This window comes from Ruegeria sp. AE4 (genome assembly GCF_056542185.1).
This window is the reverse complement of sequence record NZ_JBQFZK010000010.1, coordinates 120,117-135,436: the sequence shown is the minus strand read 5'-3', so window position 1 is coordinate 135,436 and position 15,320 is coordinate 120,117. Positions and strand designations below refer to the sequence as shown.

Genomic DNA, 15,320 nt, shown 5'->3' with positions numbered 1-15,320 from the left:
CTGCGGTCAGCGTCGTCTTGCCGTGGTCAACATGCCCAATCGTGCCGATGTTGACGTGCGGCTTATTACGCTCAAACTTTTCCTTTGCCATTCCTCAGGCGCCCTTTTGCGATTTGGGGGACCCTTGGTCCCGGGTTACTATCTGCGCGCGCGAGATATTTGGTTCAAAGGGGAAAATCAAGCACATCCTGAGGGAAATGCGCTTATCCCGCCGGATTTTGCGTAACCTCGGTGGAATCGAGGGGCTGGATCAGGTCTGGCCGTTTTTCGAACCAACCTTTGTCTTCATGTTCTTCAGCCAGCCACTCTTCGACCCGGTCGGCAACTTTCAATGACAGACCGGCCATTTGTTCTTCTTTGGTGCGCTCGTGCCCCGACCCTTTCAGCGCACTGCCTCCGGTCGTGTCTTCCAGCACCTGGAACTGCTTTCCCTTGGCCAGAAACTTTTCTTTCTTCACGTCATAGACGTTGACCAACACAATCGCGGTGCTTTTGGGATTGTAGATGATCGGGATTCCCGGAGGCGCCAGCATGTAGCCTTCCAGGCTGATCCCGATGTCGTATTCCTGCGTGCCTTCATAACGGCCCAGACGAATATCGACCGCATTCTGGATGGCCTTCGTCCATTCGTCGGGCGTTGCGTCGCGCGACACTGGCCCTTGCACGGCCTTGTCAGCGAAGGCGTAGTTGACCCGCAGCTTGAATTCCCCCAGTGACTCGGGCGGTTCATAAACCTGTGTCTGGGTGCAAGCGCCCATCAGGGCCAATCCGGTGATCAGGGTCAGAATGCGCAACATGTCTCTTCTCGATAGGCCTGTTTTTCTTTGGTCTAGCGCACCGATACGGGTTGTGCCAAGCCGTATCGGTGGATTTCTACCGCAACCGAGGCCGGATCACGAAAACTTATAGTCCCGCGGGAAACCATAGGGCGCTTTTTTCCCTACGCTGGCGCGCTTGGACAGCCATTGGGACATATCTGCCTCATGCCGGGTCTTGTCGCCCCCCATGGACCATTTCAGGCCTTCCTCCCAGTTGAAGGTGGTGATGTCAGACAGACCGCCATCCAGCTCCAGCGTCCCCTGTCGCCCGCGTGCCATATTGTATTTTTGCAGGCGCACGCCCTTGCCGCGGGTCATTTCGGGCAATTCCTCGATCGGAAAGACAAGGAACTTGCCGTTCTGGGACACGATTGCAACGTGGTCGCCCTCGACCGGTATACAGATCACTGCTGTTTCGTTGTCCTTGACGTTCAGCACCTGCTTGCCGTTTCGCGTCTGCGCCAGCACGTCATCTTCGGGCACCATGAACCCGTTGCCCGCATCCGAGGCCACCAGCAGCTTGCGCCCCGGTTTGTGAATCAGGATATCGATGATCCGTGCCTCGTTCGGCAAGTCGACCATCAGGCGCAGGGGCTCGCCCATACCCCGCCCGCCGGGCAGGTTGGCCGCGCTGACAGTATAGAACCGCCCGTTCGAAGCGAAGACCAGCAACCGGTCGGTCGTTTCCGCATGGAAGATAAAGCGCGGCCCGTCGCCATCCTTGAACTTCAATTCACGGGTCAGGTCGATATGACCGGTCATGGCGCGAATCCAGCCCATCTGAGAACAGACGACCGTGATCGGTTCGCGGTCGATCATCGCCTCAAGCGGCACCTCTTCGACCTCGCCCGCTTCGGCGAACCGCGTGCGGCGCGCGCCGCCTTCGTAATCTTTGCCGAAGGTCTTTTTCGTCTCTTTCAACTGCTCGGCAATCCTGGCCCATTGCAGGCCTTCGTCGGCCAGCAGGTCTTCGAGGTTGGCACGTTCCAGCATCAACTCATCGCGTTCGCGGACCAGCTCCATCTCTTCCAGACGACGCAGGCTGCGTAGGCGCATGTTGAGGATCGCGTCAACCTGAACCTCAGACAACTCGCCCTCACCCGGTCTGGGTGAGACATAGTCGGCCTCGCTGGTGGCGCGGATATGGTCAATCCCCCAATCCTCGCGCATCAGCGCGGCTTTGGGGTCGTCGTCATAGCGGATGATGTCGATCACACGGTCGAGGTTCAGGAAGGCGACGATAAAGCCTTCGAGCACTTCCAGCCTGTGGTCGATCTTGGCCATGCGGTGGCGCGAGCGGCGGATCAGCACCTCTTGTCGGTGATCCAGGAAGGCGCGCAGCACTTCCTTCATTGAGCAGACCTTGGGCGTCACGCCGTCGATCAGCACGTTCATGTTCAGGCTGAACCGCACCTCAAGGTCCGAGTTGCGATAGAGCATGCCCATCAGCACCTCGGGGTCCACGTTCTTCGAGCGCGGTTCGAGGATCAGGCGGATATCGTCGGCGGATTCATCGCGTACATCGGCGAGGATCGGGATTTTCTTGGTCTGGATCAGCTCGGCGATCTTCTCGATCAGCTTGGACTTCTGAACCTGATAGGGAATCTCGGTGACGATGATCTGCCACTGACCGCGCCCCAGATCCTCGACCTCGTACTTGCAGCGCAAACGGAACGAACCGCGTCCGGTGCGATAGGCTTGCGCGATATTCTCGGGCGGCTCGACAATCACACCTCCGGTCGGGAAGTCAGGGCCGGGCACGTAGTTCAGCAACGTGTCATCGCGCGCGTCCGGTGTCTTGATCAGGTGCAGACATGCATCGCAGAGTTCCGAGATGTTGTGCGGTGGGATATTCGTCGCCATCCCCACCGCGATACCACTTGCGCCATTGGCCAGCAGATTCGGGAACTGTGCGGGCAGCACGACCGGTTCGGTCAGCGTGCCATCATAGTTGTCGCGGAAATCAACGGCGTCTTCGTTCAACCCTTCCAGCAGCGCTTCGGCCACGATGGTCATCCGCGCCTCGGTATAGCGCGAGGCTGCCGGGTTATCGCCGTCGATATTGCCAAAGTTCCCCTGCCCGTCGACCAGCGGATAGCGGACGTTGAAATCCTGTGCCAGACGCGCCATCGCGTCATAGATCGCGGCGTCGCCATGCGGGTGATAGTTGCCCATCACGTCGCCGGAAATCTTGGCAGACTTCCGGAAACCTCCGGTTGCACTGAGTCGCAACTCTCTCATCGCATAGAGGATTCGGCGGTGAACCGGCTTCAACCCGTCCCGCGCATCGGGCAGCGCCCGGTGCATGATGGTGGACAGCGCATAAGTCAGATACCGCTCACCAATCGCGCGGCGCAGCGGTTCCGCCACCTCGCCCCCACCTGTAGGGGCCTGCATGTTGGGGTCATCGATCGTATCGTTCATATATGATGTGATACGACGCAAGTGCGCCTTGGTAAAGCGAGCAGCACATAAATTGCTGGGGAAAAGTCGTGCTTTTTGCAACAGGGGGAGACACTGTGTTGATTTCCCCCATTTTTCGACTCGCCCCCCGAAATATGCTAAGATTTCATCAATTGATTTGCTGCCATTTGTTGATGTTACGATTGCTTTGGGGGATGCGCCATGACGCGCCTGATACTTGTTACCTTTGCCGCGCTCGGCTGGACCTTTTACGTGATGAGCGGTGGCCCTGATTTTGAACCGCGCGGCGTGCGCCCTGCCAAACCGGAACGCGTGGCTGTCGTGGCAGAACCGGTTGCCCCGGTCGTTGAACCTGCACCTGTCGAAGATTTGGTCACCCGTGCCGCCGTCAAACCCGCACTGGTGGTTCCACCTGTTGCCGAGGCGGTAACCCAGTTGGGTGAGACCGAAACAAAGGCCCTCCTCTCGCAGGTCGCGGCTGGCCTGAAAGCCAATCCCTCGCTGTTTCAAGACGAAAGCGTGACCCTGACCCTGGCATCATTGGAACAGGGCGTAAGCGCGCTGGAGCAGGTGGTCACCGACGCCGAGCTGCCCACAGTCGAACTGCCCACGCCTGCCGAGGCCCCGAAGGACATCCGCGAAATCTCGGGCACCCGGGTTAATCTGCGCGATGGGCCCGGTACAATCTATCCCATCATCGGTAAAGCCGCGCTTGGCCAACAGGTCGAGGTCCTGAGCGATTCCGGCACCGGCTGGTTACGCCTGCGCGTGTTGCCCGCGCAACAGGTCGGGTGGATTTCAGCATCACTTGTCCGGAAAACATCAAACTGACGCCCGGACGTCATTGCCCTGCCGCAAACCCCACCCTAGCTTTTGGTGGGGTTCAGCTTCGGAAGGCACATGCAGAAATCGATTCTTATTACGGGATGCTCGTCGGGCATTGGTCTGGACGCAGCACACGGAATGCGTGCACGAGGCTGGCGTGTGTTTGCATCCTGCCGACAGCAGCGCGACTGTGACCGCCTGCGCGCGCAGGGGTTTGAAAGCCCAAGAATCGACTATACCGACCGCGACAGCATTTCCTCGGGATTGTCATATGTACTTGAGGCAACGGGCGGAACACTGGACGCGCTGTTCAACAACGGCGCGCACGGGCTGCCCGGTGCGGTTGAAGACGTCCCGACAGACGCTCTGCGTCATATCTTTGAAACCAATGTCTTTGGATGGCACGAACTGACCCGACAGGTTATTCCCGTCATGCGGGAACAGGGTCACGGCCGGATCGTGCAATGTTCCTCGGTACTTGGTCTTGTTGCCTTCCCCTGGCGCGGCGCATATGTCGCCACCAAATACGCCATCGAAGGACTGACCGACACCTTGCGGCTGGAGCTGCGGGATACAGACATTCAGGTCGTTTTGATCGAGCCGGGCCCGATCACCTCAAAGCTCAGGGAAAAGGCAATCCCGGTGTTCGAAAAATACATCGACTGGGAGAACTCGGCCCTGCGGGAAAAATACGAAGGTTCGCTGCTGAAGCGACTATACGAAAACAGTGCGCCCGACTGGTTCGAACTGCCCGCCTCTGCCGTCACCGACAAGCTGGCCCATGCGGTCGAGGCGCGCCGCCCCAAACCACGCTACTATGTGACCACCCCGACATATGTCGCAGGGGTTCTGCGCCGGATTCTGCCCACAAAAGCCACGGATCGCATCCTTTCGGATATCTGAGACGTTATTTCCCGTTCGCTTTTCGTCACCTTGACGCTAGATGGGGATAATCGAAAAAACCGGACGGTGACTTTAAATGGACCCTTTAATGGTCATTCTGCTTCTGGCCATGGCGGCAGTTGTCGTTGTGTTAGCCCTGGGCATCGCGAATTTCGGCAAAGGCGGCATGGAAGCAGCTAAGAAAAGCAACAAGATGATGCGCCTGCGTATCCTCTTTCAGTTCATCGCCGTTATTTTGATCGTGCTATACGTCTATCTACGCGGGCAAGGGGTACAGTAATGGTTGTGCTCAACAAAATCTACACGCGCACCGGCGACGATGGCAAAACCGCTCTGGGCAATGGCGAGCGTGTGGCAAAGTACTCGGGCCGCGTTGCCGCCTACGGAACAGTGGACGAGCTGAATTCTTTTGTTGGCGTGGCCCGTACCGAGGCCGAAGGCAAAGTCGATGCCGCCTTGTCGCGGATTCAGAACGACCTGTTTGATCTTGGCGCGGATTTCTGCCGCCCTGAAATGGAGAAGGATGCCGAAGCGGACTATCCACAGCTGCGAATCGTATCCGCTCAGATCGACCGGCTGGAAGCCGAAATTGACATCATGAACGAAACACTGGAACCGCTGCGCAGCTTCATCCTGCCGGGCGGTTCGCGGCTGGCCGCGCATTTGCACGTGTGCCGCACCGTATCGCGTCGCGCCGAGCGGTTGGCGGTCGAGTTGACGAATATGGAACCGGTTAACGATGTGGCCGTCAAATATCTCAACCGGCTAAGTGACTGGTTTTTCGTCGCGGCCCGGTGCGCAAATAACGATGGCAAGGACGACGTGCTGTGGGTTCCCGGCGCAAACCGCTGAATATTTCCCTGAAAATAAGCGCAATGCGGGCAACAATCTTGCGTGCCTCAAGGTAAAAAACTGCAAAACGCGACGTCCCGACGCGACGACGTGACGATTTTGCTCTGTTTTGCGGGTGCAGCAGACGTTATCAAGTCCGACGAGAGCATTGGTGGAGTCGCCTTCGCGGCTTGCCGTTTTTTGAGGAGAAAGCGCTACAATGAAGGTACTGGTACCTGTCAAACGCGTGATTGACTACAATGTGAAGGTCCGCGTGAAAGCGGACGGTAGCGGTGTTGATCTCGCCAATGTCAAAATGTCGATGAACCCGTTCGACGAGATTGCGGTTGAAGAGGCCATTCGCCTGAAAGAGGCTGGCAAGGCAGACGAAGTTGTTGCCGTTTCGATTGGAGTGAAGCAGGCGCAGGAGACGCTGCGGACCGCGCTGGCCATGGGGGCTGATCGGGCGATTCTGGTTGTTGCGACGGATGATGTGCATACCGATATCGAGCCGCTGGCGGTTGCCAAGATCCTGGCCAAGGTGGTCGAGGAAGAGCAGCCCGGCATCGTTCTGGCGGGCAAGCAGGCGATCGACAACGACATGAACGCCACCGGTCAGATGCTGTCGGCCCTGCTGGGCTGGTCGCAGGGCACCTTTGCCTCGGAACTGGATATCGAAGGCGACAGTGCCAAGATCACCCGCGAGGTGGATGGCGGGTTGCAGACCATCAGCGTCAAGATGCCGACCATCGTGACCGTTGACCTGCGCCTGAACGAGCCGCGCTATGCGTCGCTGCCCAACATCATGAAGGCGAAGAAAAAGCCGCTGGACGAGAAAACCGCCGCCGATTACGGCGTCGACGTCACGCCGCGCCTGGAAATCGTCAAGACCGAAGAACCGCCGGCACGGGCCGCTGGTATCATCGTTGGCTCGGTGGATGAGCTGGTTTCGAAACTCAAAGAAGCGGGGGCTGTGTAATGGCTGTACTTCTGCTTGCCGAAGTCAACAATGGCGAACTGGCGCTGGACGCCACCGCCAAGGCCGTCAACGCCGCCAGGGCGCTGGGTGACGTGACCGTTCTGGCCGCGGGTGGCTCGGCCGCCGCTGCCGGCGAGGCTGCCGCCAAGATCGACGGCGTGTCCAAGGTGCTGGTTGCCGAAGACGCGTCGCTGGGTCATCGCCTGGCGGAATCGACCGCCGCGCTGATCGTGGGTCTGGCCGATGGGTACGAGCATATCGTGGCCCCCGCGACCACCGACGCCAAGAACGTGATGCCGCGCGTCGCAGCCCTGCTGGACGTTATGGTGATCTCGGATGCCTCGGGTGTGGTTGACGGCTCGACGTTTGAGCGCCCGATCTATGCGGGCAACGCGATCCAGACCGTGAAGTCGAACGACGCCAAGAAGGTCGTCACCATCCGCACCGCCAGCTTTGACGCGGCGGGCGAAGGTGGCTCGGCTGCGGTCGAGACCATCTCGGTCGGCGACAATCCCGGCCTGTCGTCGTGGGTCGAAGACAAGGTGGCTGCAAGCGACCGTCCGGAACTGACCTCGGCTGGCGTTGTTGTCTCGGGCGGCCGTGGTGTCGGCTCGCAAGACGACTTCAAGCTGATCGAAGCTCTGGCTGACAAGCTGGGTGCCGCGGTTGGCGCATCGCGCGCCGCTGTGGACTCGGGCTATGCCCCGAACGACTGGCAAGTGGGTCAGACCGGCAAGGTTGTTGCCCCCGATCTTTATGTCGCCGTCGGCATCTCGGGCGCAATCCAGCACCTTGCGGGCATGAAGGATTCAAAGGTCATCGTTGCGATCAACAAGGACGAAGAAGCGCCGATCTTCCAGGTCGCCGACTTCGGACTGGTCGCCGACCTGTTCCAGGCGGTCCCGGAACTGACCGAAAAGCTCGGCTGAACGCAGCCCGGGGCCTTAGCCCCACAATCACCAAAGGCTCGCCAACCGGCGGGCCTTTTTTAATTCAATTCTCTCAAAGCCACCTCAAGCTTCAAAGCAATCTCCCTGTGCGCGGAGGGGCCGAGCATATGCTCGGCCACAGGCTGTTGCAGCGTCCCGAACAACACGTCCTCGATCTCGTCTGACAAGGAGGACACACTGACCGTGCATTCCACGACATCGGCACATAGCTGTCGAACCTGTTCGATCATGTCAGCGTCGGGCAGGACAAGATCGCGATGCCGGTCCTCCTGTCGCTGTATATGCAGCCAGAGAAGAACAACCCCCGACTTGATCCGGCGTATCAGCTCGGATGTGTTGCGCAACCAAGTCTCTCGCAACTCTTGTGCCACAACCTCAAAGCGCGCGTCCTTTGTGGCCCGCAACCGTTCCAGCAAATGCCTGACAAAGTGGATTTCCGTGAAATCGACCTCGGGATAAAGATCCAGCAGATCGCGCGAAGGTTCAAGAAACCGATCATTCCGACGCGGGTGCACGCGATAGAACCTGTTCGACTGGCAGGGCACGTCCAGCACTTGCAGCACACAACGGTCCGATCCGTTGACAAGGTTTAGTACCCCCGGGTCGGCAAGCAACGCGTCAGCCCCGCAAAAAAGGTTACCAAAATTGATACAAGGTTTCGGCAACCTTTTTGCAAGCAATGCCGGGTACGGATATTCCACGAACCGGCCAAACGTCTCTTCTCCACCCAGGCAGGCCACATAAGGCGTATCAAGATTTCCGGGCGGCGACCGAAACCACAGATTTGATCCTGCATATTGGCACGTGGCCTCTGTGCCGTTGCTTACACGATGAAAGCTCATACCAAGCCCCCCAAATTTTTCACCCAATTGCCAATTTGCGGCCTTAGGTATTGAGAATCTCCTAATGCGCGCATTTGAAGCAAAATTGACCGGTTCGATCCCCTTGCCGCCCGCCCCGGTCTGCCGATACTGTCCCGGTATCCTCCAGGGCAAAGGCAGCTGAACATGGAAGTTAAATCGGTCGGGGTGATTGGTGCGGGTCAGATGGGCAACGGCATTGCTCATGTTCTGGCTTTGGCGGAATACGATGTCTTGCTGAATGATGTCAGTCAGGATGCGTTGAACAGCGCAATGGCCACGATCGAAGGCAACATGGCGCGTCAGGCGTCACGCGGCAAGATCACTGACGATGCGATGCAGGCAGCCCTGAAGCGTATTACAACCACCCTTGAATTGCCGCAGCTGGGGCAGACAGATCTGGTGATCGAGGCCGCGACCGAGCGGGAAACGGTCAAACAGGCCATTTTCGAAGATCTGCAACCTCACCTTCTGCCGCATACGATCCTGACGTCGAATACGTCGTCCATTTCCATCACGCGTCTGGCCAGCCGCACGGACCGGCCCGAACGTTTTATGGGTTTCCACTTCATGAACCCGGTTCCAATCATGCAATTGGTGGAACTGATCCGCGGCATCGCAACGGATGAGGAAACCTTCAAAGCCTGCAAGGCGGTCGTGGACCGGCTGGGCAAAACGGCCGCCAGCGCCGAAGATTTCCCGGCTTTCATCGTTAACCGCATCCTGATGCCGATGATCAACGAAGCCGTTTATACGCTTTATGAAGGTGTCGGAAGCGTCCAATCCATTGATCAATCGATGAAGCTGGGCGCGAATCATCCAATGGGGCCATTGGAATTGGCGGACTTCATCGGGCTGGACACATGTCTTGCCATCATGAACGTCTTGCATGATGGTCTGGCTGATACCAAGTATCGCCCCTGCCCGCTTTTGACCAAATACGTCGAGGCAGGATGGCTGGGGCGCAAGACGCAACGCGGTTTCTATGACTATCGCGGCGAGGTGCCGGTTCCGACCCGCTAACAAAACCGCCCTTGCCAAGCACGGTGTCGGTCAGATGAAGACACGGGTCAGGATTGACCTGACTTGCCCAGCGACATTGTATGGTTTCTGAGCCACGTAATGAAACCACGCGGGTCACGTTCCAGCTGTTCCATGTCCTGATCCGAGATCGGATTGCCGATGACCGGCGATTGCGGTTTTTTGCACGAGCGGACGATTTCGTGCAGCAACAACCCTTGCCGGAGGATCGGCGACAGCTTGTTGGCTATCTGGTACCAGCGCGAGTTGCTGCCGGGAAAGAAAATAGGCAGCACGCGCGCACCCGAACGGCGGATCATCTTTGCAGTGAACACATTCCACTCGCGCTCGACTGCGGGGCCGAACCAGTCATCCGAGGACATGACGACGCCGGACGGGAACAGCGCCACGACGCCGCCGTCTTTCAGATGGTCCATAGCCTTGCCACGCATTTCCAGCATCTTGGCCTGCGCCTCGGGGTCATGCGGAAACGGAACCGGGATCATGAAAGACGTCGCGGCCTCATCAAGACCCGTCAGGACCGAGCGGGTCAGAATGCGATAATCACTGCGGACCCGCCCGATCAACTCGGCCAGAATCATACCGTCCACCATCCCGTGAGGGTGGTTGGCAACGACAACGACGGGGCCGGTTTTTGGAATACGGGCAATCTGTTCTTGCGGTGTGGTCAGGTCAATCCCCATCACCTCAAGCGCGCCGCCCCAGAACCGCTGCCCCCGGTAAAGTTCGTTCTTTTTCTCGAATTTGTTAACCATCCGCAGAATGGTCAGCTTGCCCGTACACCATTCGATTGCGCGAATGGCCGTCGAAGTCCAGGCATCGTCGAAAGAGTTCGCATAGGTCAGAGTTCTACGATCGTAGATCTCGCCCTGATCTGCGGTCCCATCCACCACCGGGCTTGTCTTGGTCTCGTGCGTCGTTTCCGCCAATTCCTGGCCTTCCCGTTCTTTCTGTCCTGGCGAGGGCGGCTTAGAACCCCTCTCCGAACTTGTCGTTCACAAGCGCTTCCAGAGCTTCTGCCAATGCTTCAGCATCCGGTCCGGAGGTCTCGACGTCAATAGTTGTTCCACGTGATGCTGCCAACATCAAAAGGCCCATAATACTGTCGCCTGACGCAGAAATTCCGTCCTTCGACACCTCGGCATGCGCGTCGAAACCTTCCACAACCTCGACCAGCTTCGCAGATGCGCGGGCATGCAGACCTTTTTCATTGATAATTTTCAGGCTTCGGGTGGTCATATTCATCAATCCGATTTTAGTCCAATGTCACATTTTGCGCATTGATGTATTTGCGTCCAGCTTCCATTGCCTGACGGACAGCATCACCAACGGGTAAGTGGCGGCTTTTGGCCAATTTAATGAGCATTGGCAGGTTTGCCCCATACAATATCCGCCGATCCTGAGGGGCGCAGGCCCGCAGGCTGAGATTTGAAGGGCTGCCGCCGAACAGGTCGGTTACAACGACAACACCGTCGCCCATATCCACTGCGTCAGCCGCACGACAGATTTCCGCCTGTTTTTCATCCCTGTCGTGGTCAGGTTCGATCGCAATGGCCACAAGGCCGGGCTGCGGCCCGACCACATGCTGTGTGGCGGCCAGGTATTCCTGGGCCAAACCGCCATGCGCAACGATCACAATTCCGATCAATCCGACCTCACATTCAACGACCGACGTTCCATCTCGCGATGCCTAATTGCCACCTGCTGCCCATCCTCTGCAAGGGCCTTTGCAACGGCTTCTGCCATTGCGACGGATCTGTGTTGCCCACCCGTGCATCCGAAAGCCACCGACAGATGTGCTTTTCCTTCGGCCCGAAAGGCCGGCAGCAACAAGGTTAGCAAATCCATCACCCGTCCAAGAAAGGGTTCGTAATTCTTATCCGATTGGACATAGCGCGCAACGTCCGAGTGTCGCCCATCCGCCGCCCGCAACTCGGGGCGCCAATAGGGGTTCGCCAGAAACCGGCAATCAAAGACCATGTCCAGCCCACGCGGAAGGCCCCGCTTGTACGAAAACGACTCGATTGAAACTGCCAGATGTCGCCCCCCCTGTGGCGCAAACCAGTTTTCAACTTCTTCCCGTAACTGGTGCACGTTCAGTTGGCTTGTATCGATCAGGGTATCTGCAATCTCGCGTATGGGGGCCAGCAGCTCTTTTTCGCGCTGAACACCGGTCTCAGGGCTGGCATCTTTGGCGACGGGATGCCGCCTGCGGGTTTCCGAAAACCGGCGCACCAATACGTCATCACTGCAATCCAGATACAGAACGGTCAAATCCACCCGCGCCATGCGGCCCAGGCTTTCGGCCAGTTCGATAAACCCGATTGTCGAGAAATCGCGATTTCGGGCGTCAATGCCAAGCGCCATTGGGCGGTCGCTGTCCGCGCTGTCCAGCAGGCGCCGCAGCAGGCCCATCGGCAGATTGTCGATGGCCTCAAAACCCAGGTCTTCCAGTACATGAATGGCTGTGGATCTTCCGGCCCCTGATGGGCCTGTTACCAGCACGATCCGCCGTTGCTCTGTCATTTGTTCGGCCATTCCGGGTGTACACGCCCATTCTTCAGAAGCTGCATCAACGCTGCGGCCAAGTTGGGCACGCCCGCCCCGCGAAGCAAGGGAACAGTTTGCCCCAGCAGCACGATTGTCGCCTCGGCAGGTAACCTTTGTGGCTCGTTTTGATCCAGATCCACAACATAGTCCAAGGGGACCGGTCCGAATACATCCGCTTTGATCAAACCAATGTGACGGGCCTCGATCAAACCCTGTATCTGCGGCACGGCGGCGGCAATGACCTGATGGTCCCGCCTTGACAGGTCGACCCGATCATCCGCGACCAGACCCGCCCCATAGGCCATCATCTGCAATGCCAATGCCGATTTTCCCGCGCCCGAGGCACCGACGATCAACAGCCCGCGCCCGGCAACTGTTACGCATGAGGCATGAACACAAGCGCTGTCCCGGTCTTTGGCGTCTGACAGAGAACCTGCTTGCATGAGTTATACAGGTAACCCCACCACAAAGCGTGCCCCTAGCGGGTCTGACGTAATATCCGCTTCGGTCGGGCGGATATTCTCAGCCCAGATTACGCCGCCATGAGCTTCGACAATCTGTTTCGAGATGGCCAGACCAAGCCCCGAATTGTTGCCGAAATGCTCTGCCGGGCGTTGCGAATAGAAACGCTTGAACACTTTGGTCAAGGCCTGTTCCGGAATACCCGGCCCGGTGTCTTCGACCACGACTAGAACACGGTTGTCTCGCTGACGGACCCAGACGCGGATGGCATCACTTTCTTCACAGAAGGAAATGGCATTGGTGATCAGATTGACGAATACCTGCGCCAGCCGTGCCTCAAGCCCGTTAATGACAATCGGTTCGGATGGCAGATCGGTGATATAGTCAATCCCCTTGGACCGCGCGTCCTCACCCAGATATTGACCGATATTGCCAATCAGCTTGAGCAGATCAAAGGGCTGCTCTTCTTCCTTAACCAGTTCCGCATCAAGACGTGACGCGTTCGAGATGTCGCTGACCAGCCGGTCCAGGCGCCGAACGTCATGTTCGATTACACCCAGCAGCTTGTCGCGCTGATCTTCGCGCTTGACCATGCGAAGCGTGCCAACAGCGGATTGCAGGCTGGCCAAGGGGTTCTTGATTTCATGGGCGACATCAGCGGCGAACTGTTCGTTTGCGTCGATCCGATTATACAGAGCAGTCACCATGCCCCGTAAAGCGCGGCTGAGGCGACCGATTTCATCCGGACGGGCGCTTAGATCAGGGATGCGAATGCGCCCCGGATTGACCCCTGTGCCCCGATCCTTACCCATTTCGGCCGCTGCGGCCAGGTCCGCCAATGGGTTGGCGATGGTCGAAGCCAGCACAAGGCTCAGGCCCACCGAAACCAGCAAAGCCACCACGAACATTTGCAGAATGCGCTCCTGCTCACGGCGGGCCAGTGCGTCGATCTCACCGGCGGGGCCTGTGATGGCAACTGCTCCGGCAGGGGTATCCTCGTAAAGAATCGGAGCAGCGGCTACGATCACGGTCTCACCTGCGGCGTCCTGAACTGCCTGAACCTGCCTTTGACCTGCCAGCGCCTGTGGGATAATTCCCTGCACCCGCTGTGCCAGAGTCGGTGCCTCGACCTCGGTCGACCAGTTGAGAAGGTTCGACACACCGATCCAGACCGCGTTCAACGTGTCGCTGATCACCGTGCTGCCGGTTTGCACCTCGGAATTGGTTTGCAGAAGAACCGGCATGGCCGACACTTGCGGGGCACCGCGTGTCCAGCCAATCAGGGTGCCACTGGCGTCATAGACAAAGACTTCGCCGCCTTCGGGAAGTGTCAAACCTGACAGCGTATCTCTGACGTCGAGGTTGCCAGCATCCTGCGCGGTGTGCTGCGCACCCTGGCGCAGCTGGGTTTCAAAGACGTTGCTGACCAGCTGCGCATCGCCAAGCAGGTTGCGCGCCGTCTGCTGAACCGTCTCTTTCCGCGAATCGTCCAGATACAGCAATCCTGTAACCAGGATCACCAGCGCGATCAGGTTGAAGGTGATGATCTTGCGCGCCAAAGGCGAGCCTCGCAGAGAAAACAGGTTTCTCTGGGACCGCTTTTCCCTCAGTTCCGCTGACTCGGTATCGTCGGGAATGACCCAGTCATCCCCGAGTACGACGTCACCGTCACGTAGTTCGCTGGCTGCTTCGGTGTCGCGCACGAGAGCCCATTACCCCTTGCTGGCGTGGCGCCTATTCTTCGTTGTACCGATAACCGATACCATAAAGGGTTTCGATCGCCGAAAACTCGGGATCAGCCGCGCGCATCTTCTTGCGCAGACGCTTGATGTGGCTGTCGATCGTCCGGTCATCCACATAAACCTGATCATCATAGGCCACATCCATCAGCTGGTCGCGGCTTTTGACGAAACCCGGACGCTGGGCAAGTGCCTGAAGAAGCAGGAATTCGGTCACGGTCAGGGATACATCATTCCCTTTCCAGCTGACCGCATGGCGCAGCGGGTCCATCCGCAAGTCGCCGCGTTCCATAACCTTTGTGTCGTTGCTATTGGCCGCAATTGCGTCGCCGCTTGTTGCCTCTTGCCGGCGCAGCAGGGCGCGGATGCGCTCAACCAGCAACCGTTGCGAGAAGGGCTTTTTCACATAGTCATCCGCGCCCATGCGCAGACCCAGAACCTCGTCGATTTCATCATCTTTCGAGGTCAGAAAGATCACCGGCATCTGCGTTTTCTGACGCAGCCGCTGCAGCAGATCCATGCCATCCATTCGCGGCATCTTTATATCGAGTACGGCCATATCAGGCAGCTTTTTGTTGAACGCATCCAACGCGGCCTGGCCATCATTATAAGTTTCAACCTCGAAACCTTCGGCTTCGAGTGTCATGGATACAGACGTCAGAATGTTTCTATCGTCATCCACAAGTGCAATCTTTGACATCGGGCTCACCCCTATTCCTGCTCACTCGCGCAATAATTCGCTTATTTGTAAGGCATTGTTGGCGGTTTTAAGACGCCGAATCAATCCGTAACTGCGAATCGTGCCTTTGTTGCGGCAGGTCTGCGGCAAATTTGCCTTTATGCCCGCAAAAATATGCCCGGTTCTCGGTCATTGAATTTGTGATGGCGCTAAACCCGAACTTGGTTGCGCTAACTGCGTCAAACCCGCCTGTTCATGT

At 58.0% G+C, this 15,320-nt stretch carries 18 protein-coding genes; 7 read left to right on the top strand and 11 right to left on the bottom strand.

Translation table 11 applies throughout. The features are described 5' to 3' along the window. From ACR0EK_RS13660 to ACR0EK_RS13650, 3 genes are all read right to left on the bottom strand, one after another. Nucleotides 1-91, bottom strand: a 91-nt coding sequence (locus tag ACR0EK_RS13660) for a GTP-binding protein (RefSeq protein WP_036223564.1), incomplete at its 3' end; no start/stop codon positions are given. Nucleotides 92-203: 112 nt separating this feature from the next. Next, a complete protein-coding gene (locus ACR0EK_RS13655; RefSeq protein ID WP_480487110.1) occupies nt 204-797 on the bottom strand; it encodes a hypothetical protein in 594 nt (197 codons plus the stop codon). A gap of 96 nt (nt 798-893) precedes the next feature. After that, entirely contained in the window at nt 894-3,242 is a 2,349-nt protein-coding gene (locus tag ACR0EK_RS13650; protein WP_480900415.1) for a DNA topoisomerase IV subunit A, read from the bottom strand. 201 nt (nt 3,243-3,443) lie between these two features. Here ACR0EK_RS13650 and ACR0EK_RS13645 point away from each other — a divergent pair, with 201 nt between their 5' ends. From ACR0EK_RS13645 to ACR0EK_RS13620, 6 genes are all read left to right on the top strand, one after another. After that, nucleotides 3,444-4,073 (top strand): SH3 domain-containing protein, encoded by a 630-nt coding sequence (locus ACR0EK_RS13645; RefSeq protein WP_480900413.1) that lies wholly within the window; start codon nt 3,444-3,446, stop codon nt 4,071-4,073. A 69-nt stretch (nt 4,074-4,142) separates the two neighbouring features. Next, on the top strand, nt 4,143-4,970 hold the full coding sequence (locus ACR0EK_RS13640) for an SDR family NAD(P)-dependent oxidoreductase (protein WP_480900412.1): 828 nt from the start codon (nt 4,143-4,145) through the stop codon (nt 4,968-4,970). Nucleotides 4,971-5,046: 76 nt separating this feature from the next. After that, entirely contained in the window at nt 5,047-5,250 is a 204-nt protein-coding gene (locus ACR0EK_RS13635) for a twin transmembrane helix small protein (RefSeq protein WP_480473850.1), read from the top strand. Continuing rightward, the gene (locus ACR0EK_RS13630; RefSeq protein WP_480967874.1) at nt 5,250-5,822 is read left to right on the top strand and encodes a cob(I)yrinic acid a,c-diamide adenosyltransferase; all 573 of its coding nucleotides are present in this window, start codon (nt 5,250-5,252) and stop codon (nt 5,820-5,822) included. Before ACR0EK_RS13635 ends, ACR0EK_RS13630 begins: the two co-directional genes overlap by 1 nt. A 199-nt stretch (nt 5,823-6,021) precedes the next feature. Then, entirely contained in the window at nt 6,022-6,780 is a 759-nt protein-coding gene (locus ACR0EK_RS13625; protein ID WP_267364208.1) for an electron transfer flavoprotein subunit beta/FixA family protein, read from the top strand. Next, nucleotides 6,780-7,709 carry an electron transfer flavoprotein subunit alpha/FixB family protein gene (locus ACR0EK_RS13620; RefSeq protein ID WP_267364206.1) on the top strand — a complete coding sequence of 310 codons (930 nt, stop codon included), beginning with the start codon at nt 6,780-6,782 and terminating at the stop codon, nt 7,707-7,709. The genes ACR0EK_RS13625 and ACR0EK_RS13620 overlap by 1 nt, the downstream gene beginning before the upstream one ends. Nucleotides 7,710-7,768: 59 nt before the next feature. On the opposite strand, the gene ACR0EK_RS13615 is transcribed toward ACR0EK_RS13620, so the two are convergent. Beyond that, nucleotides 7,769-8,572 (bottom strand): DUF6473 family protein, encoded by an 804-nt coding sequence (locus ACR0EK_RS13615; RefSeq protein WP_480900410.1) that lies wholly within the window; start codon nt 8,570-8,572, stop codon nt 7,769-7,771. Nucleotides 8,573-8,737: 165 nt separating this feature from the next. On the opposite strand from ACR0EK_RS13615, the gene ACR0EK_RS13610 reads away from it, so the two are divergent. Then, the gene (locus ACR0EK_RS13610) at nt 8,738-9,613 is read left to right on the top strand and encodes a 3-hydroxybutyryl-CoA dehydrogenase (protein ID WP_209506328.1); all 876 of its coding nucleotides are present in this window, start codon (nt 8,738-8,740) and stop codon (nt 9,611-9,613) included. A gap of 47 nt (nt 9,614-9,660) precedes the next feature. Here ACR0EK_RS13610 and ACR0EK_RS13605 read toward each other — a convergent pair whose 3' ends face one another. Genes ACR0EK_RS13605 through ACR0EK_RS13575 form a run of 7 tightly spaced genes read right to left on the bottom strand, consistent with a single transcriptional unit; the run spans nt 9,661 to nt 15,082 of the window. After that, on the bottom strand, nt 9,661-10,560 hold the full coding sequence (locus ACR0EK_RS13605) for a lysophospholipid acyltransferase family protein (RefSeq protein WP_480900407.1): 900 nt from the start codon (nt 10,558-10,560) through the stop codon (nt 9,661-9,663). Between the two features lie 40 nt (nt 10,561-10,600). After that, nucleotides 10,601-10,870, bottom strand: coding sequence for an HPr family phosphocarrier protein (locus ACR0EK_RS13600; RefSeq protein ID WP_209506323.1), 270 nt, complete (start codon nt 10,868-10,870; stop codon nt 10,601-10,603). A gap of 16 nt (nt 10,871-10,886) precedes the next feature. Further along, the gene (locus tag ACR0EK_RS13595; RefSeq protein WP_267364203.1) at nt 10,887-11,279 is read right to left on the bottom strand and encodes a PTS sugar transporter subunit IIA; all 393 of its coding nucleotides are present in this window, start codon (nt 11,277-11,279) and stop codon (nt 10,887-10,889) included. Beyond that, nucleotides 11,276-12,157, bottom strand: a complete 882-nt coding sequence (gene rapZ, locus ACR0EK_RS13590) for an RNase adapter RapZ (protein ID WP_480900405.1) — start codon at nt 12,155-12,157, stop codon at nt 11,276-11,278. Before rapZ ends, ACR0EK_RS13595 begins: the two co-directional genes overlap by 4 nt. After that, nucleotides 12,154-12,624: an HPr kinase/phosphorylase gene (locus tag ACR0EK_RS13585; RefSeq protein WP_480832640.1), complete on the bottom strand. Its 471-nt coding sequence runs from the start codon at nt 12,622-12,624 to the stop codon at nt 12,154-12,156. Before ACR0EK_RS13585 ends, rapZ begins: the two co-directional genes overlap by 4 nt. Before the next feature lie 3 nt (nt 12,625-12,627). Beyond that, complete coding sequence (locus ACR0EK_RS13580; RefSeq protein ID WP_480914532.1) at nt 12,628-14,346, bottom strand: ATP-binding protein; 1,719 nt, start codon at nt 14,344-14,346, stop codon at nt 12,628-12,630. Between the two features lie 31 nt (nt 14,347-14,377). Continuing rightward, nucleotides 14,378-15,082 (bottom strand): response regulator transcription factor, encoded by a 705-nt coding sequence (locus ACR0EK_RS13575; RefSeq protein WP_267364197.1) that lies wholly within the window; start codon nt 15,080-15,082, stop codon nt 14,378-14,380. Nucleotides 15,083-15,320 lie beyond the last annotated feature (238 nt).